The 23,865-nt window shown below is 72.1% G+C and carries 24 protein-coding genes and 1 riboswitch; of the genes, 12 read left to right on the forward strand and 12 right to left on the reverse strand.

Annotation, left to right across the window (positions count from 1 at the left end):
* Nucleotides 1-37 precede the first annotated feature (37 nt).
* Nucleotides 38-172, reverse strand: coding sequence for a thiamine biosynthesis protein ThiC (locus tag ACIQCH_RS04970; protein WP_402578305.1), 135 nt, complete (start codon nt 170-172; stop codon nt 38-40).
* A gap of 83 nt (nt 173-255) precedes the next feature.
* On the opposite strand from ACIQCH_RS04970, the gene ACIQCH_RS04975 reads away from it, so the two are divergent.
* Complete coding sequence (locus tag ACIQCH_RS04975) at nt 256-1,818, forward strand: recombinase family protein (protein ID WP_402578004.1); 1,563 nt, start codon at nt 256-258, stop codon at nt 1,816-1,818.
* Nucleotides 1,819-1,936: 118 nt separating this feature from the next.
* Here ACIQCH_RS04975 and thiC read toward each other — a convergent pair whose 3' ends face one another.
* Nucleotides 1,937-3,727: a phosphomethylpyrimidine synthase ThiC gene (gene thiC, locus ACIQCH_RS04980; RefSeq protein ID WP_402578006.1), complete on the reverse strand. Its 1,791-nt coding sequence runs from the start codon at nt 3,725-3,727 to the stop codon at nt 1,937-1,939.
* Nucleotides 3,721-3,876, reverse strand: a riboswitch (TPP riboswitch). (Overlaps the previous gene by 7 nt.)
* 73 nt (nt 3,877-3,949) lie before the next feature.
* Between thiC and ACIQCH_RS04985 the strand changes: the two genes are divergently transcribed.
* On the forward strand, nt 3,950-5,389 hold the full coding sequence (locus ACIQCH_RS04985; RefSeq protein WP_402578008.1) for a YibE/F family protein: 1,440 nt from the start codon (nt 3,950-3,952) through the stop codon (nt 5,387-5,389).
* Nucleotides 5,390-5,496: 107 nt separating this feature from the next.
* Here ACIQCH_RS04985 and ACIQCH_RS04990 read toward each other — a convergent pair whose 3' ends face one another.
* The 4 genes from ACIQCH_RS04990 to ACIQCH_RS05005 all read right to left on the reverse strand — a co-directional run bounded on the left by ACIQCH_RS04990 (nt 5,497) and on the right by ACIQCH_RS05005 (nt 7,796).
* A complete protein-coding gene (locus tag ACIQCH_RS04990; protein ID WP_402578010.1) occupies nt 5,497-5,952 on the reverse strand; it encodes an SsgA family sporulation/cell division regulator in 456 nt (151 codons plus the stop codon).
* Between the two features lie 97 nt (nt 5,953-6,049).
* Nucleotides 6,050-6,820, reverse strand: a complete 771-nt coding sequence (locus ACIQCH_RS04995; RefSeq protein ID WP_402578012.1) for an IclR family transcriptional regulator — start codon at nt 6,818-6,820, stop codon at nt 6,050-6,052.
* A 301-nt stretch (nt 6,821-7,121) separates the two neighbouring features.
* Nucleotides 7,122-7,340 carry a DUF5326 family protein gene (locus ACIQCH_RS05000; RefSeq protein WP_402578287.1) on the reverse strand — a complete coding sequence of 73 codons (219 nt, stop codon included), beginning with the start codon at nt 7,338-7,340 and terminating at the stop codon, nt 7,122-7,124.
* A gap of 138 nt (nt 7,341-7,478) precedes the next feature.
* On the reverse strand, nt 7,479-7,796 hold the full coding sequence (locus tag ACIQCH_RS05005; protein ID WP_402578014.1) for a cupin domain-containing protein: 318 nt from the start codon (nt 7,794-7,796) through the stop codon (nt 7,479-7,481).
* Nucleotides 7,797-7,876: 80 nt separating this feature from the next.
* On the opposite strand from ACIQCH_RS05005, the gene ACIQCH_RS05010 reads away from it, so the two are divergent.
* The 5 genes from ACIQCH_RS05010 to ACIQCH_RS05030 all read left to right on the forward strand — a co-directional run bounded on the left by ACIQCH_RS05010 (nt 7,877) and on the right by ACIQCH_RS05030 (nt 11,691).
* Nucleotides 7,877-8,254, forward strand: coding sequence for a phage holin family protein (locus ACIQCH_RS05010; RefSeq protein ID WP_402578016.1), 378 nt, complete (start codon nt 7,877-7,879; stop codon nt 8,252-8,254).
* An 11-nt stretch (nt 8,255-8,265) separates the two neighbouring features.
* The gene (locus tag ACIQCH_RS05015; RefSeq protein WP_402578018.1) at nt 8,266-8,751 is read left to right on the forward strand and encodes a low molecular weight protein-tyrosine-phosphatase; all 486 of its coding nucleotides are present in this window, start codon (nt 8,266-8,268) and stop codon (nt 8,749-8,751) included.
* Nucleotides 8,748-9,935 (forward strand): cystathionine gamma-lyase, encoded by a 1,188-nt coding sequence (locus tag ACIQCH_RS05020; RefSeq protein WP_402578020.1) that lies wholly within the window; start codon nt 8,748-8,750, stop codon nt 9,933-9,935. The genes ACIQCH_RS05015 and ACIQCH_RS05020 overlap by 4 nt, the downstream gene beginning before the upstream one ends.
* A 244-nt stretch (nt 9,936-10,179) precedes the next feature.
* On the forward strand, nt 10,180-11,088 hold the full coding sequence (locus ACIQCH_RS05025; RefSeq protein ID WP_402578022.1) for a LysR substrate-binding domain-containing protein: 909 nt from the start codon (nt 10,180-10,182) through the stop codon (nt 11,086-11,088).
* 123 nt (nt 11,089-11,211) lie between these two features.
* Nucleotides 11,212-11,691, forward strand: coding sequence for an NUDIX domain-containing protein (locus ACIQCH_RS05030; protein WP_402578024.1), 480 nt, complete (start codon nt 11,212-11,214; stop codon nt 11,689-11,691).
* 96 nt (nt 11,692-11,787) lie between these two features.
* Here the strand turns inward: ACIQCH_RS05030 and ACIQCH_RS05035 are convergent, their stop codons facing one another.
* Both ACIQCH_RS05035 and ACIQCH_RS05040 read right to left on the reverse strand, forming a co-directional pair.
* Nucleotides 11,788-13,023, reverse strand: coding sequence for a globin domain-containing protein (locus ACIQCH_RS05035; RefSeq protein ID WP_402578026.1), 1,236 nt, complete (start codon nt 13,021-13,023; stop codon nt 11,788-11,790).
* A 175-nt stretch (nt 13,024-13,198) separates the two neighbouring features.
* The gene (locus tag ACIQCH_RS05040; RefSeq protein ID WP_402578028.1) at nt 13,199-13,849 is read right to left on the reverse strand and encodes an HAD family hydrolase; all 651 of its coding nucleotides are present in this window, start codon (nt 13,847-13,849) and stop codon (nt 13,199-13,201) included.
* A 188-nt stretch (nt 13,850-14,037) separates the two neighbouring features.
* Here ACIQCH_RS05040 and ACIQCH_RS05045 point away from each other — a divergent pair, with 188 nt between their 5' ends.
* Both ACIQCH_RS05045 and ACIQCH_RS05050 read left to right on the forward strand, forming a co-directional pair.
* A complete protein-coding gene (locus ACIQCH_RS05045) occupies nt 14,038-14,913 on the forward strand; it encodes a GNAT family N-acetyltransferase (RefSeq protein WP_402578030.1) in 876 nt (291 codons plus the stop codon).
* 16 nt (nt 14,914-14,929) lie between these two features.
* On the forward strand, nt 14,930-16,105 hold the full coding sequence (locus tag ACIQCH_RS05050) for a winged helix DNA-binding domain-containing protein (protein WP_402578032.1): 1,176 nt from the start codon (nt 14,930-14,932) through the stop codon (nt 16,103-16,105).
* 26 nt (nt 16,106-16,131) lie between these two features.
* Here the strand turns inward: ACIQCH_RS05050 and ACIQCH_RS05055 are convergent, their stop codons facing one another.
* The 3 genes from ACIQCH_RS05055 to ACIQCH_RS05065 all read right to left on the reverse strand — a co-directional run bounded on the left by ACIQCH_RS05055 (nt 16,132) and on the right by ACIQCH_RS05065 (nt 19,444).
* Nucleotides 16,132-17,520 carry a serine hydrolase domain-containing protein gene (locus tag ACIQCH_RS05055; protein WP_402578034.1) on the reverse strand — a complete coding sequence of 463 codons (1,389 nt, stop codon included), beginning with the start codon at nt 17,518-17,520 and terminating at the stop codon, nt 16,132-16,134.
* 90 nt (nt 17,521-17,610) lie between these two features.
* Complete coding sequence (locus ACIQCH_RS05060; RefSeq protein WP_402578289.1) at nt 17,611-18,204, reverse strand: response regulator; 594 nt, start codon at nt 18,202-18,204, stop codon at nt 17,611-17,613.
* Between the two features lie 82 nt (nt 18,205-18,286).
* On the reverse strand, nt 18,287-19,444 hold the full coding sequence (locus ACIQCH_RS05065; RefSeq protein ID WP_402578036.1) for a sensor histidine kinase: 1,158 nt from the start codon (nt 19,442-19,444) through the stop codon (nt 18,287-18,289).
* A 178-nt stretch (nt 19,445-19,622) separates the two neighbouring features.
* Between ACIQCH_RS05065 and ACIQCH_RS05070 the strand changes: the two genes are divergently transcribed.
* Both ACIQCH_RS05070 and ACIQCH_RS05075 read left to right on the forward strand, forming a co-directional pair.
* On the forward strand, nt 19,623-19,835 hold the full coding sequence (locus ACIQCH_RS05070; RefSeq protein WP_402578038.1) for a hypothetical protein: 213 nt from the start codon (nt 19,623-19,625) through the stop codon (nt 19,833-19,835).
* Nucleotides 19,836-19,933: 98 nt separating this feature from the next.
* Entirely contained in the window at nt 19,934-20,500 is a 567-nt protein-coding gene (locus tag ACIQCH_RS05075; RefSeq protein WP_402578040.1) for a dihydrofolate reductase family protein, read from the forward strand.
* 6 nt (nt 20,501-20,506) lie between these two features.
* Here the strand turns inward: ACIQCH_RS05075 and dnaB are convergent, their stop codons facing one another.
* Nucleotides 20,507-21,997: a replicative DNA helicase gene (gene dnaB / locus ACIQCH_RS05080; protein ID WP_402578042.1), complete on the reverse strand. Its 1,491-nt coding sequence runs from the start codon at nt 21,995-21,997 to the stop codon at nt 20,507-20,509.
* A 446-nt stretch (nt 21,998-22,443) separates the two neighbouring features.
* On the opposite strand from dnaB, the gene ACIQCH_RS05085 reads away from it, so the two are divergent.
* Complete coding sequence (locus ACIQCH_RS05085) at nt 22,444-23,781, forward strand: MATE family efflux transporter (protein WP_402578044.1); 1,338 nt, start codon at nt 22,444-22,446, stop codon at nt 23,779-23,781.
* The last annotated feature ends 84 nt before the right edge of the window (nt 23,782-23,865 follow it).

The raw sequence follows: 23,865 nt of genomic DNA on the forward strand, positions 1-23,865 counted from the left end.
CGGGCCGGTCCGTGCGCGGGTGCGGGCCCCGGGCGGGTCAGTCGGCCAACGGCAGGTAGACCCGGTTGCCCGAGGCCGCGAACTCGGCGGACTTCTCCGCCATGCCCGCCTCGATCTCGTCGGACTTCAGGTCACCGCCGTGCTCGCGGCGGATGTCCTGGGAGATGTTCATCAAGCAAAACACCATCAGAGCAGTCACAAATTGGATAGGCTGCCCTGCTCCCACCGCATCGGAACCACTCAGGGGGAGCAGAGTTGAGCGACCGGGAAACGATCGTCGGCCAGCACCGGGGAGTGCCGGACGGCCTGCCGACACCTGCGGAGGTACGGGCCAAGCTCGCCGCGGACCCCACCCTCAAGTGCATGGCGGCCTACGCCCGTATCTCCTTCGACGGCCGCAAGAAGGACGCGCACGGCATCGAGGACCAGCACCGCGAGATGGACACCGCCGCCCGCTCGTTCGGCTGGTTGCTCGTGTACCGCTACACGGACAACGACAGGAGCGCGAGCCGCGAGGACGTCGTACGCGACGACTTCGAGCAACTGCTCAACGACCTGCGCGCCGGGCAGACTCCGGAGGGCTACCCGATCCACGGCGTGATGGCGGCGAACGACGACCGCTTGTACCGGCGTCCTGCCGACTGGGAGCGCTACCTGAAGGCGTTCACCTCCCACGAGGGACGCGTCTATCACGACTCCAACGGCGTCCAGGACCTGTACGCGGAGGGCTTCGAGATCAAGGGGCTCGTGGGCGTGGCGATGTCCCTGGCCGAGACCCGGAAGAAGCAGCGCCGCGCCAAGCAGAGCCACCGCAGCCGTGCCATGCGTGGCGAGTCCGTGTCCGCCTGGCGCCCATTCGGCTGGGACGACGACAAGATGACCCTGCGCCCGCCGGAAGCCGACGCCATCCGGACCGCCGTCCACGACGTCATCAGCGGTGCGTCGGTCGGGGAGATCACCGCGCGGTGGAAGGAAGCCGGGTTCATCACAGCCCGGGGCAACGCGTTCCAGTACAACACCGTGAAGCAGGTGCTCACAAGCGCCCGCCTCTGCGGCTACCGGGAGATCAAGGGCGAGCTCGTCCGGGACGGCGATGACCAGCCGGTTGTGGGCGAATGGGAAGCCGTCATCACCCCGAAGCAGTGGTATGCGGTGAAGGCCACCATCAAGGAGCGCGGCCGGGGAAGTGGAATTCCCACCGGAGGTACGGTCCACAAGTACCTGCTCACAGGAATCCTGCGTTGCGGTGCCACGCTGGACAACGGCTCGATCTGCAACAACAAGATGATCGGCATCAAGGCGAACGGCTGGCTCACCTACAAGCACGCTTACATGTGCAAGAAGAATGTGGACGGCGGCTGCAACAAGACGTACAAGCGCGGAGACGAGACCGACAAGCACATCGAAAAGCTGGTCATCGCCAAGCTGGAACGCCAGGCCGCCGCAGCCGCGAAGGACATACCGGAGTGGGGCCGCGCTGATGAACTGGAGCAAGCCCTGAAGCGCCGCCGCGAACTGGAGCGCCGCTGGCAGGCCGGCGAGGTCGAGGACGACATCTTCTACCGCAACCTCCCGGGCCTGGACGTCCGGGTCAAGGAGCTGCGAGCGGAGCAGGCCAAGCACCTGGCCCTGAAGGCCGCTGCCGAGGAGGCGACGGACGACGTGGCCACGGCGTGGGAGTCCCGCACGCTCACCCAGAAGCGGGCGCTCGTCAAGAAGACCCTGACCACGGTCATCGCAAAGCCCGGCGGCAAGACCGGTCGGGCGAAGTTCGACGTGGAACTCCTCACGCCGGTATGGACTAGCTCCGCCGAATAAGTCCTACGACCGGATCTCCCCCATTCGCTGAAGCCGAACTTCGGCGAATGGGGGAACGGGAGGGACCCGCAACTCCCCCCACGGGTCGCGGGCCCCTCCCGTTGTTCCCGGTACGGGGTCAGTCGGCCAGCGGCAGATAGATCCGGCCACCGGAGGCGGCGAACTCCGCCGACTTCTTGAGCATGCCGTCGGCGATCTCGTCATCCGACGCGGCAGGCTCGTCGCCGCCGAACTGCTCAGTGATGCTTCTGCTGATCTTCATCGAGCAGAACTTCGGACCGCACATGGAGCAGAAGTGCGCGGTCTTGGCCGGCTCGGCGGGCAGCGTCTCGTCGTGGAACTCGCGCGCCGTGTCGGGGTCCAGGGCCAGGTTGAACTGGTCCTCCCAGCGGAACTCGAAGCGCGCGTCCGACAGCGCGTCGTCCCACTCCTGCGCCCCCGGGTGGCCCTTGGCCAGGTCCGCCGCGTGCGCCGCGATCTTGTACGTGATGACGCCGGTCTTGACGTCGTCGCGGTTGGGCAGGCCCAGGTGCTCCTTGGGCGTCACGTAGCAGAGCATCGCCGTGCCCCACCAGGCGATCATGGCGGCGCCGATGCCCGAGGTGATGTGGTCGTACGCCGGGGCGACGTCCGTGGTCAGCGGGCCGAGCGTGTAGAACGGCGCCTCCTCGCAGATCTCCTGCTGGAGGTCGATGTTCTCCTTGATCTTGTGCATCGGGACGTGGCCCGGGCCCTCGATCATGGTCTGCACGTTGTGCCGCTTGGCGATGGTGTTCAGCTCGCCCAGGGTCCGCAGCTCGGCGAACTGCGCGTCGTCGTTGGCGTCCGCGATGGAGCCCGGCCGCAGGCCGTCGCCCAGCGAGTACGTGACGTCGTACGCGGCGAGGATCTCGCAGAGCTCCTCGAAGTTCGTGTAGAGGAAGTTCTCCTCGTGGTGCGCCAGGCACCAGGCCGCCATGATCGAGCCGCCGCGCGAGACGATGCCGGTCTTGCGGCGGGCGGTGAGCGGCACGTACCGGAGCAGCACGCCGGCGTGCACCGTCATGTAGTCGACGCCCTGCTCGGCCTGCTCGATGACGGTGTCCTTGTAGATCTCCCAGGTCAGGTCCTCGGCCCTGCCGTCGACCTTCTCCAGGGCCTGGTACAGGGGCACCGTGCCGATCGGGACGGGGGAGTTGCGCAGCACCCACTCGCGGGTGGTGTGGATGTTGCGGCCGGTGGAGAGGTCCATGACGGTGTCGGCGCCCCAGCGGGTAGCCCACGTCATCTTCTCCACCTCCTCCTCGATGGAGGAGGTGACGGCGGAGTTGCCGATGTTGGCGTTCACCTTCACCAGGAACTTCTTGCCGATGATCATCGGCTCGATCTCCGGGTGGTTGACGTTCGCCGGGAGTACCGCGCGGCCCGCGGCGATCTCCTCGCGCACCACCTCGGGGGAGACGTTCTCGCGGATCGCGACGTACTCCATCTCCGGGGTGATCTCGCCGCGGCGGGCGTACGCGAGCTGCGTGACGGCCTGGCCGTCACGCCCGCGGCGCGGCAGCCGCGGGCGGCCGGGGAAGACGGCGTCGAGGTTCTTGAGGCCACCGCGCGGCGAGGTGTGCTTGATGCCGTCGTCCTCGGGGCGCACGGGGCGGCCCGCGTACTCCTCGGTGTCGCCGCGGCCGATGATCCAGTTCTCGCGGAGCGGGGCCAGGCCGCGGCGGACGTCGGTGTCGATGGTGGGGTCGGTGTACGGACCGGACGTGTCGTAGAGCGTGACGTCCTTGCCGTTGGTGAGGTGGACCTGGCGGACGGGCACACGGAGGTCGGGGCGGGAGCCCGCGACGTAACCCTTGTGCCAGCCCGGCTGGCGCTCGCTCCCGCCGTCCTGGCTGGTGGCAGGCGTGCGTGCATCCTGAATGGTCATGAGACCTATCTCCCTACGCCGGCATTACCCGGTAACAGGTTCGGCGGTCGGCGCAGCCTCCTCCCGTACGTGTCGTGCGTCCACATCGACGCGCGTACGGTGATCAGCGCCCTCTCAGCCCGGTGCTCCGAGCTCCCGCGTTGTGCAAAGGTGCCCCCACGCTAGCGTCATCCGTGGCGCGCTGAACAGTGGGCCCCCTCCATCTCTTGCGATGATCTGCCGGTGACGACCTCGCCCCAGCACCCCGCAGAGCACGACCGTGCCGCCCCCCACGGCGGCCACGGGTACGTCCCCGGCCCCGGCCGCACCCATGGGGACGACGGTCACGGGCAGGCGTCCGGGCGCGACCACGAGCATGCGCACGGGCACGGGCACGGGCATGCACACGGGCACGGCCCGGCCGCCCCGGGCTCGCTGCACCTGCGCAAGGTGATCGCCGCCGTGCTGATCCCGTTCGCCGTGGCGGTGGTCGCCGGGCTGGTCGTCCTGTGGCCGGGCGGCACCCCCGCCCACGAGCGCACCGGCGTCGGCTTCGACCGGCAGACGCAGCAGGGCCGGGTGGTCGCGTTCCAGCGGGTGGACTGCAAGGAGGTCAACGCCGCCCAGGTCCCGGTGGGCGGGGACACCGCCGGCCGGCCGGGCAGCGGTGCGGCGCGGTCGCGGACGGGGCAGTGCGCGAAGGCGACGGTGGAGGTGCGGACCGGCCCCGACAAGGGCCGGAAGTTCGTGGAGGTCGTCCAGCCCGGCGCACCGCGCCAGTTGGAGGACGGTCAGGAGGTCGTCGTCGCGTACGCCCCGGACGCCCCCCGCGACCTGCAGTACTCGGTGGTCGACGTGAACCGGAAGCTGCCGCTCGCCCTGTTGGCGGGCATCTTCGCGGCGGCCGTGGTGCTGGTCGGGCGGATGCGGGGCGTCACCGCCCTCGTCGCGCTGGTGGTGAGCTTCGGCGTGCTGACGCTGTTCATCCTGCCCGCCATCCTGCAGGGTTCGAACCCGCTGGTCGTCGCGGTGGTCGGGGCGAGCGCGATCATGCTGATCGCGTTGTACATGTGCCACGGGCTGACCGCCCGCACCTCCGTGGCGGTGCTCGGCACGCTGGTCTCGCTGCTGCTGATCGGGCTGCTCGGCTCGGTGTTCATCGACTGGGCGTTCCTGAGCGGCAACACGGACGACAACACCGGCCTGATCCACGGCCTGTACCCGGACATCGACATGAGCGGCCTACTGCTGGCCGGCGTGCTCATCGGATCCCTGGGCGTGCTCGACGACGTGACGGTCACCCAGACCTCGGCCGTGTGGGAACTGCACCAGGCCGACCCGCGGATGGGGCCGCGGGCGCTGTACCGGGCCGCCATCCGGATCGGCCGGGACCACATCGCCTCGGTGGTCAACACCCTCGTGCTGGCGTACGCGGGTGCGGCCCTCCCGCTGCTCCTGCTGTTCTCGGTGGCGCAGAGCAGCATGGGAGCGGTGGCCAACAGCGAACTGGTCGCCGAGGAGATCGTCCGCACCCTGGTCGGCTCGATCGGACTGGTCGCCTCGGTGCCGGTGACCACGGCACTGGCCGCGCTGGTGGTCTCCGCCGACCGGCCGGGATCCCCGGCCGCCGCGCCGGCCGGGAGGCCGGGGCGCGGCGGGCGGGGACGCCGGCGCAAGCGCTAGCGGGCGGCGGCCGGCCGTCAGGGCCGGCGGGCGCGTCCGCGGGACGAGCGGCGCGGGCGCACGGAGGCTCGGAGTTCTCCGCGGGCCGCGCGGCGGCGGGGCTCGGGTCAGCCCGCGTTCCGCTGGTTCTGCTGGGTCTGCGCCTCGGCGAGGATCCGGCCGAGGGCCTCGTCGAGGTTCTCCTCGAAGTCGCCGAGGTTGCGCTCCTGACCGAGCGGCACCAGCCGGTCGGTCCGGTCGAGGAACGCCACCAGGGGAGCGGCGCTCGCCCGGAACAGGGCGCGGTCAGCACCGACCTGGAGCCGGATGTGGACGTCGGACAGCTCGTCCGGGTCGGTGGGCGCGATGTGCACATCGCCGTCGCCGCACGGCTTGTTGATCCCGTCGAGCAGGAGCTCCCGGCCGAACGCCCAGGTCACGGGCGCGTCTCCGGGGAGGTGGAAGGTCAGACGGACCGCGTACGGATCGCGTGCGTCGTACCGGAGCTCCACCGGGATCCGGAACGAGAGCTCCTCGGAAACGAGGAAGCTCATCATGACCTCTGCCTGTACCGACTCGCGCATTGCCTACCCCGCTGTTGTGGAAGTGGCCAGGAATGACCCCCCAGGACCCCCTTGACAAGGGTGGTGCACCCGCTTGCAGATCACAAGGAGTGAGTTTTCAGATACTGATAGAGAACGAGAGCGAGCTCAACAGCGCGCCTACTTCACTCCGTAGCCGATCAACCACATAGAGCAACCGGTCCTGTTGGTGCAAGGGGAGTGAAATCGCCATGGTCGCAGCCGCGTCACCTGCGGTGATGGGGATCGCGGCGCAGACCGTGCCCAGCGCGTACTCCTGACGCTCGATCGCGGGTTCCATTCGCCCCATGGAAGCGATCCGTTGTTCGAGGGCGCGTTGGTCACGCACCGTATACGGCGTGACGGCCTCGACGGGGTGGCTCGCGTAGTACGCGCGCCGGGTCTCGGCGTCGAGCTGGCCGAGCAGGCACTGGCCGATGGCGTGCGCGTGGCCGGTCGCACGGAAGTCGGCCCATTCCTCGACGGCGGGGAGCGCCGGGCTGTCGGACACGCCCACGACCTCGATCTCGCCCTCGCGGAACACCGCGAAATAGATGGGCGCCCCGACCACGTCCCGGAAGTGCGCGAGGGAGTCGAGGATCATGCTGCGACGTTTCTGCTGCAACCCCCCACCGGCCAGGCGTCCCGCCGCGGCACCCAGGACGAACACCCCGCCCTCCCGGCGGAGGTAGCCCTCGTGGGTCAGGGTGCGCAGCAGGTGGTAGGCCGTGGGGAGCGGCAGGCCGGCTTCGCGCGCCAGCTGCTTCGCCGGAGCGCCGTCACTGTGGGACCCCGCGGCCTCCAGCAGTCTCAGCGCCCTCTGCACCGAGCCGATCAGCGTCGGAACGACGGTGTTGTGCACCGAAGACAAGACTCACCCCCAGGCGTGGCGGCGGGCGGTGGGGGCCCGCCTGCGGGGGCCGCCCCCGCAGCGGCCGCACTCCTGGGGGCCTCCACGCGGTGGCGTGGTCCTGGAAAACCCTGGTCAGAGCGGTGATACCGGCCACGCGGTCCCAGGGACGGCATAGATTGCCACTGTATCCACCGATTCCTGGGACACGGGTGGTCGAGCGCTCCTTCTTCCCTCATGCGGGCTAACCGCCGCACGGGGTGAGCGCCGCTCGTGCGCCCCTCGCGCGCCTTTCACCCGCCTCGACCGGACCCGTGCCGCTCTACCAGTCGCCGTGGGACGACTTCGTACCCGCGCCGGTGAACTTGCGGACCACGAAGATCAGACCGCCCACCAGGGCGACGAACAGCAGGGCCTTGAAGACGAAGGAGATGAGGGCGCCCAGGAAGGCCGTGATGACCCCGCCGAAGACCATGAGTGCGAGCAGCGGGACCGCCACCCACTTAACCCACCAGGGCATGCCTGCGAATATCTCCCGGATGCCGTCCATTTCCTCAACCTCTTCCTGTCTTGTCGCTTCCTGCCTTCGATGCTAGGAGGCGGAAAGGAAGAACGGAGGCGGGGAAAGCCCTTGGACTCCCCTGATCCGCCCCCTAGGGGTCGGACCCCGGCGGCGGCCTCAGCTCTCAGGGGGAGAGAAGACCACCATCACCCGCAGGTCCTCCGAGATGTGGTGGAACTTGTGCGGCACCCCTGCCGGTACGTACACGACGCTGCCGCGCGCGACGGCCGTCGTCTCCTCCCCCACGGTGATCGCGCCACGGCCGCTGACCACGAAGTACACCTCGTCCTGGCCGTGCGGCTGCTGCGGGTCGGTCTGCCCGGCGTCGAGCGCGTACAGCCCCACCGACATGTTCCGCTCGCGCAGGAACTGCAAGTACGCCCCCTCGTTGGCGGCCCGTTCCGCTTCGAGCTCGTCCAGCCGGAAAGCCTTCATCGTCCCTGTTCCCCTACCGTTTCCCGGATCCGCTCTACTGCTTATATCCGCCACGGATCATCTCTGCCACGATCAGACCCATGACGAATTTCCTAGTCAAGACGCTCGCCAACGCGGCGGCCCTGGCCGTGGCCATCTGGCTGGTCGCCGACATCACGCTGACCGGTGACAGCACGGGCCGCAAGGCCCTGACCCTCATTCTGGTCGCCTTGGTGTTCGGTCTGGTGAACATCATCGTCAAGCCGGTGGTGAAGCTGCTGTCCTTCCCGCTGTTCGTCCTGACGCTGGGGCTGTTCACCCTGGTCGTCAACGCCCTCATGCTGCTGCTCACCTCGTGGCTCTGCGACAAGCTCGACCTCAGCTTCCACGTGGAGGGCTTCTGGACGGCCGTCGTCGGCGGCCTGATCATCAGTGTCGTGTCCTGGGCCGTGAACCTGGCCCTGCCCGACAACGACTGAGCGGCGGCCCCATGTACCGCGTGTGCTTCGTCTGTACGGGGAACATCTGCCGCTCGCCGATGGCCGAGGCGGTCTTCCGCGCCCGGGTCCGCGCGGCCGGACTCGACGGCGTGGTCGAGGTCAGCAGCGCCGGCACCGGCGGCTGGCACGAGGGCGACGGGGCCGATCCCCGAACGCTCGACGTGCTGGCGGCCGCCGGATACGAACTGGACCACCGGGCGCGCCGGTTCCGCGCGTCCTGGTTCGACCGGCTCGACCTGGTCCTGGCCCTGGACGCCGGGCACGCGCGCGACCTGCGCCGGCTGGCACCGGGCGCGGAGGCCGCCGCGAAGGTGCGGCTGCTGCGCTCGTACGACCCGGCCGCCGACGGCCCGGACGTACCGGACCCGTACTACGGGGGACGGGACGGCTTCGAGGAGTGCCTGGAGATGGTCGAGGCGGCGGGCCCCGGTCTCCTCGCGGAGATCCGGGCCGCACTGGAAAGGACGGCGGCATGAGCGGCGACCCCGAGCGGGGCGCGCGGAGCGGTACGGACGCGGACGCGGACGCGGCGGCGTACGGCGACGGCACGCGCGCGGTACGGGCCGGACTGCCCGACCCGGTCAAGAACGAGCCGGTCCTGCCCGGCCCGGCGTTCGCGGCGCACTTCCACCTGCCGGGCGACGTCGAGGGCCCCTATACGTACGGCCGCGACACCAATCCCACGTGGACGCTGCTGGAGCGGGCCATCGGCGAGCTGGAGGCCCCGGGCCCGGACGGTGTGCACACCGTCGTGTTCGCCTCCGGCATGGCGGCGATCTCGGCCGTCGTCCTGTCCCAGGTACGGGCCGGCGACCTGGTCGTCCTGCCGTCCGACGGCTACCAGGTGCTGCCGCTGGTGCGGGCCCAGCTGGAGGACTACGGCGTGCGGGTGCGCACCGCACCGACGGCCGACGACGCCCAGGCCGCGCTGGTCGACGGCGCCCGCCTGCTGTGGCTGGAGACCCCCTCGAACCCGGGGCTCGACGTGTGCGACGTACGCCGGCTCGTCGAGGCGGGGCACGCGGCGGGAGCCCTGGTCGCGGTGGACAACACCCTCGCCACCCCGCTCGGCCAGCGCCCGCTGGAGTTGGGTGCCGACTTCTCGGTGGCCAGCGGCACCAAGGGGCTGACCGGCCACGGCGACCTGCTGCTCGGCTACGTCGCCTGCCGCGACGCCGGGCTCGCGGAGCGGGTGCGCAGGTGGCGCAAGGTCGTGGGTGCCATCCCCGGCCCCATGGAGGCCTGGCTGGCGCACCGCTCGTTGGCCACGATCCAGCTGCGCAACCAGCGCCAGTGGACCAACGCGCTGGCCGTGGCCGAAGCCCTGGCCGACCGGTCCGAGGTGGCCGGGCTGCGTTACCCGGGACTGCCGTCCGACCCCTCCCACAAGGTCGCGGCCCGGCAGATGAGCGGGTTCGGCGGGGTGGTGTCGTTCACGCTCCCGGACCGGGCGTTCGCCGAGCGGTTCCTGACCGCGCTGCGGCTGGTCGAGGACGCCACGAGCTTCGGCGGCGTACGGTCGACCGCCGAGCGGCGCGGGCGGTGGGGCGGCGACGCGGTGCCCGAGGGCTTCGTCCGCTTCTCCGCGGGCGTGGAGGACACCGTGGACCTGGTGGCCGACGTGCTGAGGGCCCTGGACGCCGCGGCCTCCGGAGCCTGAGGTCCGGGGCACCCGGCGCCCGTCCCCGCGGTGCCTTCGGATGCGGGCGGACGCTCCGAGCCTCCCCCCTCATGGCTCGGAGCGTCCCTGGTCCCCGCGCTCCGCCTCGGTCTCCGCGCGAAGAACCACGCGGACAAGGCTAGTTGACTCTGTGTCAGAGTCCAATCACCGTAGCGACAGAGACCTATCGACATATTTATAGTGGGGAGTCCGCTGGGGGCGAGGCCACCGGAGAGGGGCAGCCATGGATCTGGTCCTGCTGCGCACCTTCGTCGCGGTGCACCGGGCCGGGTCGTTCACCAGGGCCGCCGCCCTGCTGGGCCTCTCCCAACCCGCCGTGACGTCCCAGATCCGCACGCTCGAACGGCAGTTGGGCCGGCCGTTGTTCCTGCGCCGGGCCCGCGGCGTGACACCGACCGCGGTGGGGGACGAGCTCGCGCACCGGGCCGCCCCGCACCTGGACGCCCTGCTGGAGATCACCGGGAGCGGCGCGGACTCCGGGCCGGGGCTGCGTTCCTTGCACCTGGCCGGACCGCCGGAGTTCCTCTCGATGCGCGTGCTGCCGGCCCTCGTGCCGCCGGCCGGTGCCGGGTCGGGCGCGGCCCCGGCCGTACGGGTCTCCCTGCCGGCCGGGACGCAGGACGCACTGGACGGGCTGGCCGCCGGACACCACGACCTGGCCGTGACCACGGCCCGGCCGCGCGGCGGCCTGTTCAGCGCGACCGCGCTGTGGGACGAGGAACACGTCCTGGTGGCCGCCCCCTCCCGGGCCTGCGCCGTCGACCCGGTCGCCGTGCGCGACAAGGGCCCGGCCGCACTGGCGGGCCTGCCGCTGGTGGACGTGCACGAGTCGCTGCCGCTGGTCTCCCGGTACTGGGCCGCGGTGTTCGACACGCTGCCGGACGGGCCGGCCACCATGGTGGTACCGGACCTGCGCGCGGTCCTGGAGTGCGCCGCCGCGGGGGCGGGGCTCGCGGTGCTGCCGCGCTACCTGTGCGAGGAGGCCCTCGCCGGCGACCGGGTGGTGGCCCTGCTGGATCCCCCGGTGCCCCCGCTGCGGACGTACTTCCTCGTCGTCCGGACCGGGACCTTGGGGTTGCCGCACCTGGCCCGCGCCCATCAGCTGCTGCTGGCGGCCGCGGCCGACTGGTGAGGGCCTGCGACGGTGCGGGCCCGCCGGACCGGTGGGGTCCGCGGGACCGGTGCGGGGCGCCGGCCCGGCCCGGATCGCCCGGCGGGGCGTTTCAGACGCCCGGTACCGGGCCACTCTCTTCCCATGACCGAACGTCCCGTGGTCAAACGCACCGCCCGCGCCATCCTGCTCGACGGTGACGACCTGATCCTCATCAAGCGCACGAAGCCCGGAGTCGATCCCTACTGGCTCACCCCCGGCGGGGGAGTGGAGCCCGATGACGCGACCGTCGTCGACGCCCTGCACCGCGAGGTGCACGAGGAGCTCGGCGCGAAGATCACCGACGTGGTGCCCTGCTTCGTCGACACCGTGGAACACATCGCCGAGGGCGGGGTGACCGGGGTGAAGGTGCAGCACTTCTTCGTCTGCCGCCTCGAGTCCATGGACCCGCGCCAGCGGCACGGCCCCGAGGTCGACGAGCCGCAGGGGGAGTACGAGATCGTCCGGGTGCCCTTCAGCCGGGTCGGGATCGCTGCGGTCCATCTCGTACCGCTGTCCCTGCGGCACTACCTGGACGGGAACATCGAGGGCCTGCGCGCGATGCACGCGCCCGACCTGGGCTGACCGGCCGGCCGGCCCGCGCGGCCGGCGCGGTCGCCGCGGCCCCGTGGTCTCCACGGCCTGCGGTCGGCCGGGCTGGGCGGACCGGGCCCGCCCGGCTCAGCCCGCGGCCACCAGCTCCTCCACGGCGTCGTGCCGGATCCGCTCCCCCGGGATGCCGATCCGTTTCAGCGCCGCGACCCCGCTGCGGATCATGGCGGGCGGCCCCGAGATGAACGCGTCGTACGAGCTCCACGGCCCGTGTTCGCCGACGGCGTCCGGCAGCTGGCCGGTGAGCCCGTCGGAGACCACCGGGCGGACCGAGAGCCACGGGTGCGACTGCTGGAGTCCGAGCAGGGTGTCGATGTCGTACAGGTCGCCGTCCCTGCGCGCCCCGTAGAACACCTCGACCGGGCGCCGCTCGCCGTGCTCGGCGACGTCTTCGATCATGGCCTTGATCGGGGCGATGCCCGTGCCGCCGCCCAGGCACAGCATGCCGTTGTCCGTGCTGTGGTCGACGACCATCGAGCCGGCCGGCGGGCCCAGGCGCAGGACGTCCCCCGGGCGGGCGTGCCGGACGAGGGCGGTGGAGACCCAGCCCGCGGGCACGGCCTTCACGTGGAAGGACAGCAGCCCGTCGGAGCGCGGGGCGGAGGCGAAGGAGTAGTGCCGCCAGACCCGGGGCCACCAGGGGGTCTCCAGGCTGGTGTACTGCCCGGCCAGGAACGGGTACGGCTGGTCGGGGCGGACCGTGACGACGGCGATGTCCGGGGTGCGCAGGTCGTGGGAGACGACCTCGGCGTGCCACCAGGCGGGCCGGACCTGCTGGTCCTCCGCGGCCGCGTCGATCATGACCTGCGAGATCGTGGTGTACGCCCGCACCCACGCGGCCTCGGCCTCGGGCCCCCAGGTGTCGGCCGCGTACCGGGAGAGCGCCCCGATGAGGGCCTCGCCGACGGCCGGGTAGTGCTGGGGCAGGGTGCCGTACTTGCGGTGGCCGCTGCCCAGGCGGCGCAGGTACGGGGTGAGCACCTGCGGGTCGTCGATGTGCTCGGCGGCGGTCAGCAGGGCCTTCAGGAGCCGGTCGCGCTGGACGTCCATGGCGGCCGGGAACAGCTCTCGGAGTTCGGGGTGGCCGGTGAAGACCAGGGCGTAGAAGTACGAGGTGACGTTGTCGGCGATCGGGGCGATCTCCGCCAGCGTGCGGCGGATGACGACCGCGTCGGCCGAGGGCTCGGCGCCGTCGACCGGGAAGAGCCCGCCGGCCGGGTCCGGCTCCGCACGCGGGGCGGGGAAGGCCGGTGGGGCGGGGGCGGGGCTCGGCGTGGGGCGGCCCACCAAACGTATCTGGGTCATGCCCCTGGCGGGTCTGGTGGGCGGTGCGTCCATGCGGTGCCTCGCTTAGAGCATCTCGGTGGTCTGCGCGCGCCTGGGGGTCGAATCCGCGGTTCCGGGCTTTCGCAGCATGGCAGGCCCTGTACCGCAGCTGGGGCAAAACACGGAAACTCCGCGTTTCGCACGGGCTTTCTGGCTAGGATCCGGCGTTCTGCGGCAGGGTCGGCCGGGTCAGCCCGTACGCCTCCCGGAGGTCCCGTCCCTCGTAGACGTGCGTGGCCGAGGCGGCCAGAAAGGGCCGGGCGTTGACCGCGACCGAGACCGGCACGGCGGCGAAAAGCGCCTCATCCGTCACCGAGTCCCCGTAGGCCACGCAGTCGCCGCGGCTCACCCCGAATCGGGCACAGAGCCGGTCGGCGACCTCCACCTTGCCGGCGGGGGTCAGGATGCCGCTGACGTCCACGGGTCGGGTGAAGGGAACGGCGGGGAACACCGAACCGTGGGCCGCGTGCGCGCCCCATTCCAGGAGCAGCTCCACGAAGAACGACGGGGAGAGGGAGATGACGGCGCAGTAGTCGCCCCGCTCGCGGATCTCCTGCCAGACCTCCTTGATCCCCACCAGCCACGGAGCTCCGTCGAAGGCCGCCCGGACATGGGCGGGGGTGAGCTCGGACCACAGCGCGTGCAGCCGCATCGCGAACTCGGGCGGTCCGATCCGCCGCTCGCTGAACTCCCGCTCCAGTGCCGTGGTCTCGGCGGACAGGCCGAGCTGACGGGAGATCTCGACGGGCGCGGCGGAGCCGTGCATCAGGGTTCCGTCGAGATCGAAGAGGTGGAGGGCGGTCATGACAGTCGAGGCTAGACGCTCGGTTTCACGTGAAACACCGTGTTTCACGTGAAACATCGCCGCGCCTGACCGGATCACGTCCCTCCCGGAGCGGACGTTTCACGTGAAACATCGGCGTTCCGGTGTCCCGGCCCCCGATCGCCGAAATCCGCTGGACGGGGGTCGGGACCTCGGCCAAGCTGTCGCGCGTGCCGACCTCACCCCTCTCCACGCTGACGATCCGCCCGCTGACCGTGGAGGACCTCGCGCGCTGCGCCGACCTCTCCCAAGACCGGGACTGGCCCCGCGAAGAACACAAGTGGGGGCTGCTGCTGGCCGCGGGCACGGGGTACGGCATCGACGCCCCCGACGGCCGGGGACTGGCCGCCGCCTGCGTGGTCACCCGGTACGGGGACTCCGCCGAAGCCCCGGAGCTGGCCGCGATCGGCATGGTGCTGGTCGCCCGGCGCTACGCCCGCCAGGGGCTGGGCCGCCGGCTGATGACGTTCGTCTGCGAGGAGCTGCACCCGGTCCCGCTCACGCTGCACGCCACCCCGAACGGCCGCCCGCTCTACGAAGAGCTCGGTTTCACGGCGCCGGGACGGGCGGAGATGCTGGTGGGCACGTTCCGGCCCGTCGGGGACGACAGCACCGAAGGCGTACGGCCCGCCGTGGCCGACGACCTGCGGGCCGTCCTCGAACTGGACCACGAGGTGTTCGGCACCGCCCGGACGCACATGATCGCCCGCCTGCCCGCCTTCGCCGACCACCTGCTGGTCGCCCACGACCCGGACGGCCGACTCATCGGTTACGCCGCGGCCTGGCCCAACATGCACACCCATGTCGTCGGCCCGCTCATCGCCCGGGACACCGCGACGGCCAAGGCACTGGTCACCGCACTCGCCGCCCGTAGCGACCGGCCGCTGCGCACCGATGTCGACGTCCGCCACGAGGAGTTGCGGACCTGGCTCACCGGTCGCGGCCTGGACGTCGTCTTCTCGAACACCGTGATGACCCGCGGCATCCCCGACCTGCCGGGCGACTGGACGCGCCGGTTCGCACCGCTGACGGTGGCCGCCGGCTGAGCCTACGATCCGGGACATGACCAAGAGCCGTCCCACCCTCACCACGGCCGACCGACGCAACCGGCTGGCGCTGCGGCACCGGCTGGCCCCCTCGGCGCACGCGCGCACCGCCGCCGAAGCCGCGGACGCCGTGGTCGCCCTGCACGCGACCGACGCGGCGACGGTCTACCTCTCCGCCCGCGCCCGGACCGCGGGCCTCGACGTGGCGTCGATGGAGGCGGAGTTCTACGACGAGCACGCGGTGGTCAGGTTCCTGAGCATGCGCCGCACCCTGTTCGCCGTCTCCCGGGAGATGGCGCCGTACGTGGACTCCGGGGCGGCCCGGGCGATCGCCGCCAAGGAGCGCACCACGCTCCTCAAGCACCTGGAGGAGGACGGTCAGGGGCTGGACGCGGCCTGGCTGGCCGAGGCGGAGACCGCGACCCTCGCCGCCCTCGACGAGCGCGGCCCCTCGACCGGCACCCAGCTCTCCGCAGCCGTCCCGCAGCTCCGCCACAAGATCACCGTGTTCCCGGGCCAGAAGTGGGAGACCGTCCAGGGTGTGGCCACCCGGGTCATCCGCCAGCTGGCCGCCGACGGCCGGATCCGGCGCGACCGGCCCCGGGGCAGCTGGACCTCCAGCCAGTTCCGCTGGATCCACACCGATCCCTGGCCGCAGCTCCCCCCGCCCGAGGCCCGGGCCGAACTCGCCCGCCGCTGGCTGCGCGCGTACGGCCCGGCCACCGAGGCCGACCTGAAGTGGTGGACCGGCTGGACGCTGACCGAAACCCGCAAGGCCCTCGCGGCCGCGGGGCCGGACGAGGTGCTGCTCGACGACGGGAGCACCGCGCTGGTCTCCCCCGGCGACACCGAGCCGGTTCCGGAACCCGAGCCGTGGGTGGCGCTGCTGCCCGGCCTCGACCCCAGCGCGATGGGCTGGGCCGACCGCGGGTTCCACCTCGACCCGGACCACCGGCCGGCGCTCTTCGACCGCGCGGGCAACGTCGGGCCCACGGTGTGGTGGAACGGCGAGATCGTCGGGGGTTGGGCCCACCGGGGCGACGGCGAGGTCGTCTGGCGGCTGTTCGCCGACCACGGGACGGAGACGGGCCGGCTCGTCGAGGACGAGGCGGCCCGGCTCTCCGCGTGGCTCGGCGAGGCCCGGATCACCCCGCGGTTCCGGACCCCGCTCGAACGCGAACTGACCGCCTAGGAAGCGGCGTCACACCGGCCGGGGCCTCACAGGCCCTGGTCGGAACCCCGCCAGCCGCGGGGGTCGAGCCCGCCGGGGATGGGCGCGGTCGGGTCGTACGGCGTCCTGGTGAACACGAACGACGCCAGGTCCAGGTGGCTCAGGGTGCCGTCGGACCGCCGTACGGGGCGCAGGGTCTCGCCGGCGTAGTAGCCGTTCAGCCCGGTCCAGGTGCCGTCCCGCTCCGCCCGCAGCCGCGAGGACCGGCCCATGGCGCCGACGGGGCCCAGTTCCAGGCCGCCGTCCCGGGTGAGCCGCAGCAGGTGCGGGGCCGTGCCCCAGTACCAGGGGCCGGTCAGCTCCAGCAGCGCCGGGTCGACCGACGGCATCGGCCGCCACGGCTCCGGGATGCGCGGCTCGGCCTCGGCGACGATCCGTACGAGGTCCGCCGCGACCGTCGCGGCGGGGACGCCGGAGGTGCAGTTGGCCAGCACCACGGCCGCCACGTCGTCCGCCTTGCTGAACCACAGCCCCGCCACGAACCCGGGCAACGAGCCGCTGTGCCCGGCCAGTGCCCGGTCCGCCACCTTCGTGAGCTGCAGCCCGAGCCCGTACCCGCCGTCGGCCATGCCCGGCTCGGGCGGCGAGGCGGGCGCGCGCATCTCGCGCACCGTCTCCGCGCGCAGCACCCGGTCGTCGCCGGCCAGCAGGAAGGCCGCGAACCGCGCCAGGTCCGCCGTGGTCGACCACAGCGCGCCCGCCGGGGCCATCAGCCCCAGGTCCTCCAAAGGCTCCGGCAGCATCGCGTCGGCCCACGGGTGCACGGCCCAGCCGCCCGCGTGCGGCGCCTGCGGCAGGGCGCTGGTGCGGTGCAGGCCCAGCGGCTCGAGGACCTCGTCCCGCAGCACCTCCGCCCAGGGCCGGCCGCGCAGGGCCTCGACGAGGGCGCCCAGCAGCGTGTAGCCGGGGTTGGAGTAGTGGTGGCGGCGGCCCGGAGCGTGCCTGAAGGGCTCCGCGCCGAGGACGTCGGACAGCGCCGGCCGCAGACCGCCGGGCGAGCGCTCCCACCACTCACCGGGCGTCTCGGCGGCCAGCCCGCCCGCGTGGCACAGCAGTTGGGCGATCGACACCTCACCGGCACCGGTCCCGGGCAGGTGCTTCTCCAGCGGGTCGTTCAGGTCCAGCAGGCCCTCGTCGCGCAGCCGCATGACGAGCACCGCCGTGAAGGTCTTGCTGATCGAACCGATCCGGTACTGCACGTTCCCGTCAGGGGCGTGGCCGTCCACGCTGGAGCGGGCGCCGTCCCAGACGGTGTGCCCGCCGCGCACCACGGCGGCGACGAGGGAGGGGGAGCGGCCCTCGCTCTGGGCGGCGGCGATGCGGTGCAGCAGGGCCCGGCGGGTCCCCGGGAGCAGTTCTTCGGGTGCGGAAGTCATGGCGGCAGCTTCGCACCCCGGGCGGCGCGGGCCGGCACGCATGTCGCCCGGTGGCTCCGGACGGCCTCGGGCGCCGGCGCCCGCGCCGGGTCAGAACTCGCCCGCGTCGTTGACCAGCAGCGCGATCTGGACCCGGTTGGTCAGGCCCAGCTTCGCCATGATGCGCGAGACGTTGGTCTTGACGGTGGGGACGCTCATGTACAGCTCGGCGGCGATCTCCGCGTTCGCCTTGCCTTCCCCCACCGCGACGGCCACCTCCCGCTCGCGCGGCCCGAGGGCCGTCAGCCGCTCACGGGCCCGCGCGGTCCGCCCGGCCGGCGTACCGCCGGCGACCTGGGCGATCAGCTGGCGCGTGACGTCGGGGGAGAGCACCGGCTCGCCCGCCGCCACGGCCCGGACCGCCGCGACGATCCGCGGCGGCGGGGTGTGCTTGAGCAGGAAGCCGGCCGCGCCCGCGCGCAGGGCGCGCAGTACGTGCTCGTCGGTGTTGAAGGTGGTCAGCACGATGACCTCGGGCGGGTGGGGCGCGGCGCGCAGCGCCTCGGTGGCGGTCAGCCCGTCCACCCCCGGCATGCGGATGTCCATGAGCACCACGTCGGGGGCGAGTTCGGCGACCCGGTCGGCCACCTCCGCGCCGTCGGCGGCCTCACCCACGACCTCGATGTCGGGGGCTCCGCCGAGCATCAGGCGCAGACCCGAGCGGACCAGCGCGTCGTCGTCGACGAGGAGGACGCGGACGGTCGCGGGCTCGTTCACCGGGGGTTCCTCACGGGGTCGGGTCGGGCTCCGCCGGTCGGCGCGGCCCGCTCCACGGTAGCCAGGCGCGGAGCCGGAACTCCGCCCCGGTGGGGCCGTGTTCCAGCCCTCCACCCGCGAGCCGGACCCGCTCCGCCAGGCCGACCAGGCCGTGCCCGGCCCCGGGGATGGAGCGGTCGCGGTCGGCGGCGGGCAGCGGGTTGCGCACCTCGACGGCCAGCCCCTCGCCCGGCCCGCCGCTGACGGTCACGGCCACCGGCTGCTCCGGCGCGTGTTTGCGCGCGTTGGTGAGCCCTTCCTGGACGATCCGGTAGGCGGTGCGACCGGTCGGGGCGGGCAGGGCGGCCGGTTCGGCGACGGCCTGGTCGAGCGTGACGGGCGTACCCGTGCCCCGGGACTCGGCGGCCAGCCGTGGCAGGTCGGCGAGGGTGGGCTGGGGACGGTCGGCGCCGTCCGCCGGTACCGGGGCGCGCAGCACCCCGATGATCTCCCGCAGGTCCTCCAGGGCCTGGTGCGCGCTGTCCCGGATCACCCCCGCGGCCCGCCGCACCTCGTCCGGCGGGGCGTCGGGGTGGTACTCCAACGCGCCCGCGTGGACGCTGAGCAGCGACAGCCGGTGGGCGAGGACGTCGTGCATCTCGCGGGCGATGTCCTCGCGCGCGGCGCGCTGGGCCTCCGCCTCGGCCCGTACGGCGCGGTCGCGGAGCTCCTCGACCAGGCGGCGCCGGGAGCGGACGAACAGACCCCAGCCGAAGGCGGCCGCCACGAGTGCGAAGTAGACGATGCCCGAAGTGGTGGCGGGCAGGTCGGGGTCGGGGCGCTGGACGACGAACACCGCCAGCGGGACGGCGGCGGCCGCCGCGACCCACCGCGTGGTGCGCGGCGACCGGTGGGCGGCGACGGTGAACAGGGCCACGAGGGTGGGTCCGGTGACGAAGTGCGAGAGCTTGCCGGCGACCAGCAGCACCAGCGCCAGCTGCACGGACCACCGGCGCCGGAGGAACAGCGCCGCGCAGGCGAGTCCGCCGACCAGTTGCTCGTAGAACACCGTCGCGTCGGACAGGTCGCGGCCCGCGACCACGACGTCCGAGGTGGCGACGGAGAACGTCGCCGCGAACAGGAAGCATCCGAGGTCGGCCAGGCGGTCGCGGGCGGTGGGGCGGCTCATGTCCGCAATCTACGGTCCGGGCGGCGCGGCGCGGCCGGTCCGCGGCGCGACCGCGCCCTTCGGGACCGCGATCGATACTTCGGGACGACAGCGGCGGCGCGGATGCGCGACTTCGGTCGACACGGCCGCGCCCGGCGCCCGATACCGGGCCGACGGGGCGGTCCCTAGCGTCGGAGCCATGAAGAAGATCCTCGGTTTCCTCGGCTTCGTCCTCGTCGCGGGCGGCATCAGCGGCCTGGTCCACGAGTGGTTCGACGGCTTCCGCCTGTTCGGCTTCCTGCGCCACCTCGCCCCGGACGGCTACGAGCTGTACGCGAACATCGTGTACGTCGTGGTCGGCGTCGCCCTGTCCCTGTACGCGGACTCCCTAAAGGAGTCCCCCGCGGAGTGACCGCCCCGACCGGGCGCCGCCGGTCGGCCCTGTGGGGTCTCGCCGCTCGTGAGCGCTGGTATACACACGCCGCACACCCACGGACGGAAGGCTGGGCCATGCGGAAACTGGTCTACGGCATGAACCTGACCCTGGACGGCTACATCGCCGCGGCCGGCGACGACATCGGCTGGAGCGGACCGCCGAGCGACGAGTTGTTCCGGTGGTGGCTCGACCAGGAGCGGGCGAGCGGCCTGTCGCTGTACGGGCGCAAGCTGTGGGAGACGATGAGCTCCTACTGGCCGACCGGCGACCAGCGGCCCGACGCGACCCCGGCGGAGATCGAGTTCGCGCGGAACTGGCGGGACACGCCGAAGGTGGTGTTCTCCTCGACGATCGACGAGGTCGACTGGAACACCCGCCTGGTCACCGGCGACGCGATCGCCGAGATCACCCGGCTCAAGGCCGAGGACGGCGGCCCGATGAACATCGGCGGCGCAACGCTCGCCGGGGCGGCCATGCGCGCCGGGCTGATCGACGAGTACGTGATCGCCGCCCATCCGGTCCTGGTGGGCGGCGGCACGCCGTTCTTCACCGCGCCGGACAGCTGGGTGAACCTGAACCTGCTGGAGACGCGGACGTTTCCCGGCGGCGTGGTCGTGACCAGGTACGAGACGAGGCGCTGAGCAGGCTCAGGTGTTGGCCATGTCCACGAAGCGGGAGTAGTGGCCCTGGAAGGCGACGGTGATCGTGGCCGTGGGGCCGTTACGGTGCTTGGCGACGATCAGGTCCGCCTCGCCCGCGCGCGGCGACTCCTTCTCGTACGCGTCCTCACGGTGCAGCAGGATGACCATGTCGGCGTCCTGCTCGATGGAGCCGGACTCACGCAGGTCGCTGACCATCGGCTTCTTGTCCGTACGCTGCTCGGGGCCTCGGTTCAGCTGGGAGAGCGCGATCACCGGGACCTCGAGCTCCTTGGCCAGGAGCTTGAGGTTACGGGACATGTCCGAGACCTCCTGCTGACGGCTCTCGGGGCGCCGCGCGCCGCCGGACTGCATCAGCTGGAGGTAGTCGATCACGACGAGCGAGAGGTCCTGGCGCTGCTTGAGGCGGCGGCACTTCGCGCGGATCTCCATCATCGACAGGTTCGGGGAGTCGTCGATGTAGAGCGGCGCCGCGGAGACGTCCGGCATGCGGCGGGCCAGCCGGGTCCAGTCGTCGTCCGTCATCGTGCCGGAGCGCATGTGGTGCAGGGCCACCCGGGCCTCTGCGGACAGCAGGCGCATCGCGATCTCGTTGCGCCCCATCTCGAGGGAGAAGATGACGCTGGGCAGGTTGTTCTTGATGGACGCGGCCCGGGCGAAGTCCAGCGCGAGCGTCGACTTACCCATGGCGGGACGGGCCGCGATGACGATCATCTGACCGGGGTGCAGGCCGTTGGTGAGGGAGTCGAGGTCGGTGAAGCCCGTGGGGACACCGGACATCTGACCGCTGCGGGAGCCGATCGCCTCGATCTCGTCGAGCGCGCCCTCCATGATGTCGCCCAGCGGCAGGTAGTCCTCGGAGGTCCGCTGCTCGGTGACGGCGTAGATCTCGGCCTGGGCCTTGTTGACGATCTCGTCGACGTCGCCGTCGGCGGCGTACCCCATCTGCGTGATCTTGGTGCCGGCCGAGACCAGGCGGCGCAGCACGGCCCGCTCGTGGACGATCTCCGCGTAGTACTCGGCGTTGGCGGCGGTGGGCACGGACTGCACGAGGGTGTGCAGGTAGGCCGCGCCGCCGATCTTGGTGATCTCGCCGCGCTTGGTCAGCTCGGCGCCGACCGTGATCGGGTCGGCCGGCTCGCCCTTGGCGTAGAGGTCGAGGATCGCCTGGTAGATCGTCTCGTGGGAGGGCCGGTAGAAGTCGGGTCCCTTGAGGATCTCGACGACGTCCGCGATGGCGTCCTTGGACAGCAGCATGCCGCCCAGCACCGACTGCTCGGCGTCCAGGTCCTGCGGCGGGACGCGTTCGAAGCCGCCACCGCCGTCGTCCCAGGCACCGCCCTCGCGGCCGCGCTCGGGCTGCTCCTCGCCGCGCCGACCGGGTCCGCCCTCACCGCGACGCGGTCGGGAGACCGGAAGGCGGTCGCTGGGGCTGCCGTCGACGGCCCAGGGGTCCTCCATGGGCTCGGGGATGCTCACCGGGCCGTCTCCTCCCGTCCGCCGTGCGGACCTACCCGTGCCACTCTTTGTACGCCACGGCTCTGACATTTCACGTGCCCGAATCGCGCACTGCGGCGGCTCCGGCGGCTGCCGGGGAAGACGGGACGACGGTCAACGGTAGGCCTGCGGGCACCGTCAGCCAATCTGGTTATCCACAGGCTGTGTGGATGAGTGCCCGAAGTCTGTGGGTAACTCCGCGGAACCTGTGTACGGACCGGGGGACGGCACTGTGGACAAACTCACGCACAGGGCTAGCTCACACCACTTGACCTGCATTTTCCCCATCCAGACCCTGTGGGGGACAAAAACTTGGACGAGGGTTTCAAGATCGCCGCGAACAGTGCACGAACAGGCTCCCGATCCCCTCGAAAGTAAGAGTCTCAATGCCTTTGCGTCCATTACCTGTGGAAGATTAGATTGAGCACATGACACAAGCCCCCGCGCCGTCGAAGGACGCCCCCGGACGCCACGACCGCGAGATCCTCGCCCTGGCCGTGCCCGCGTTCGGCGCCCTCGTCGCCGAGCCGCTCTTCGTCCTGGCCGACAGCGCCATCGTGGGCCACCTCGGCACCCCGCAGCTCGCCGGGCTCGGTGTCGCCGCCGCTCTCCTGACGACCGCGGTGAGCGTCTTCGTCTTCCTCGCCTACGCCACCACCGCGGCGGTCGCCCGCCGCGTCGGCGCGGGCGACCTCCAGGCCGCGATCCGCCAGGGCATGGACGGCATCTGGCTCGCCCTGCTCCTCGGCGCCGCCGTCATCGCCGTCTTCCTGACGACCGCCCCGGGGCTGGTCTCGCTGTTCGGCGCCTCGGACACCGCGACCCCGTACGCCGTCACGTACCTGCGCGTCTCCGCGCTCGGCATCCCCGCCATGCTCGTCGTCCTGGCCGCCACCGGCGTACTGCGCGGTCTCCAGGACACCCGCACCCCGCTGTACGTCGCCATCGGCGGGTTCGCCGCCAACGCCGCCCTCAACCTCGGCCTCGTCTACGGCGCCGGGCTCGGCATCGCCGGATCCGCCTGGGGCACGGTGATCGCCCAGTGCGCGATGGCCGGCGCGTACCTCGTCGTGGTCGTCCGCGGAGCCCGCCGGCACGGCGCCTCGCTGCGCCCCGACGCGGCCGGCATCCGGGCCTGCGCCCAGGCCGGCGCCCCGCTGCTGGTGCGGACCCTGTCGCTGCGCGCGATCCTGATGATCGCCACCATGGTCGCGGCCCGCCTCGGGGACGCCGAGATCGCGGCCCACCAGATCCTGCTGTCGCTGTGGAGCCTGCTCGCCTTCGCCCTGGACGCCATCGCCATCGCCGGACAGGCGATCATCGGCCGCTACCTCGGGGCGGACGACGCGGAGGGGGCCGGGGCCGTCTGTCGCCGGATGGTCCGGTGGGGCGTCGTCTCCGGCCTGGTCCTCGGTCTCCTGGTGATCGTGACCCGGCCCCTGTTCGTCCCGCTCTTCACGAGCGATCCGAGCGTCGAGGCGGCGCTGCTGCCCGCGCTCCTGGTGATGGCCCTCTCGCAGCCGGTCTCCGGCATCGTGTTCGTGCTGGACGGCGTGCTGATGGGTGCGGGCGACGGCCCCTACCTGGCCGGGGCCATGCTGGTGACGCTGGCGGTCTTCGCCCCCTTCGCCCTGCTGGTCCCCGTGATCGGCGGCGGGCTCACCACGCTCTGGTGGGCCATGACGCTGATGATGCTGATCAGGATGGTCACCCTCCAGCTGCGGGCCCGCTCCGGCCGCTGGCTGGTCACCGGCGCCACCCGCTGAGCCGCGGTCGATGTTTCACGTGAAACGTCGACCGCCGCCACCGGCACCACCGCCGTCCCCACCGGCGCCGCACGCGGCGCAATG

The sequence above is a fragment of the Streptomyces sp. NPDC093225 genome (assembly GCF_044753805.1).
Lineage (GTDB): Bacteria > Actinomycetota > Actinomycetes > Streptomycetales > Streptomycetaceae > Streptomyces.

Bases quoted from the DNA above. Each gene is read 5' to 3' on its own strand.
- ACIQCH_RS04970 (WP_402578305.1), bottom strand. From the start codon at position 172: ATGAACATCTCCCAGGACATCCGCCGCGAGCACGGCGGTGACCTGAAG.
- thiC (WP_402578006.1), bottom strand. From the start codon at position 3,727: ATGACCATTCAGGATGCACGCACGCCTGCCACCAGCCAGGACGGCGGG.
- ACIQCH_RS04990 (WP_402578010.1), bottom strand. From the start codon at position 5,952: ATGCGCGAGTCGGTACAGGCAGAGGTCATGATGAGCTTCCTCGTTTCC.
- ACIQCH_RS05005 (WP_402578014.1), bottom strand. From the start codon at position 7,796: ATGAAGGCTTTCCGGCTGGACGAGCTCGAAGCGGAACGGGCCGCCAAC.
- ACIQCH_RS05010 (WP_402578016.1), top strand. From the start codon at position 7,877: ATGACGAATTTCCTAGTCAAGACGCTCGCCAACGCGGCGGCCCTGGCC.
- ACIQCH_RS05015 (WP_402578018.1), top strand. From the start codon at position 8,266: ATGTACCGCGTGTGCTTCGTCTGTACGGGGAACATCTGCCGCTCGCCG.
- ACIQCH_RS05020 (WP_402578020.1), top strand. From the start codon at position 8,748: ATGAGCGGCGACCCCGAGCGGGGCGCGCGGAGCGGTACGGACGCGGAC.
- ACIQCH_RS05025 (WP_402578022.1), top strand. From the start codon at position 10,180: ATGGATCTGGTCCTGCTGCGCACCTTCGTCGCGGTGCACCGGGCCGGG.
- ACIQCH_RS05030 (WP_402578024.1), top strand. From the start codon at position 11,212: ATGACCGAACGTCCCGTGGTCAAACGCACCGCCCGCGCCATCCTGCTC.
- ACIQCH_RS05035 (WP_402578026.1), bottom strand. From the start codon at position 13,023: ATGACCCAGATACGTTTGGTGGGCCGCCCCACGCCGAGCCCCGCCCCC.
- ACIQCH_RS05040 (WP_402578028.1), bottom strand. From the start codon at position 13,849: ATGACCGCCCTCCACCTCTTCGATCTCGACGGAACCCTGATGCACGGC.
- ACIQCH_RS05050 (WP_402578032.1), top strand. From the start codon at position 14,930: ATGACCAAGAGCCGTCCCACCCTCACCACGGCCGACCGACGCAACCGG.
- ACIQCH_RS05055 (WP_402578034.1), bottom strand. From the start codon at position 17,520: ATGACTTCCGCACCCGAAGAACTGCTCCCGGGGACCCGCCGGGCCCTG.
- ACIQCH_RS05060 (WP_402578289.1), bottom strand. From the start codon at position 18,204: ATGCTCGGCGGAGCCCCCGACATCGAGGTCGTGGGTGAGGCCGCCGAC.
- ACIQCH_RS05065 (WP_402578036.1), bottom strand. From the start codon at position 19,444: ATGAGCCGCCCCACCGCCCGCGACCGCCTGGCCGACCTCGGATGCTTC.
- ACIQCH_RS05070 (WP_402578038.1), top strand. From the start codon at position 19,623: ATGAAGAAGATCCTCGGTTTCCTCGGCTTCGTCCTCGTCGCGGGCGGC.
- ACIQCH_RS05075 (WP_402578040.1), top strand. From the start codon at position 19,934: ATGCGGAAACTGGTCTACGGCATGAACCTGACCCTGGACGGCTACATC.
- ACIQCH_RS05085 (WP_402578044.1), top strand. From the start codon at position 22,444: ATGACACAAGCCCCCGCGCCGTCGAAGGACGCCCCCGGACGCCACGAC.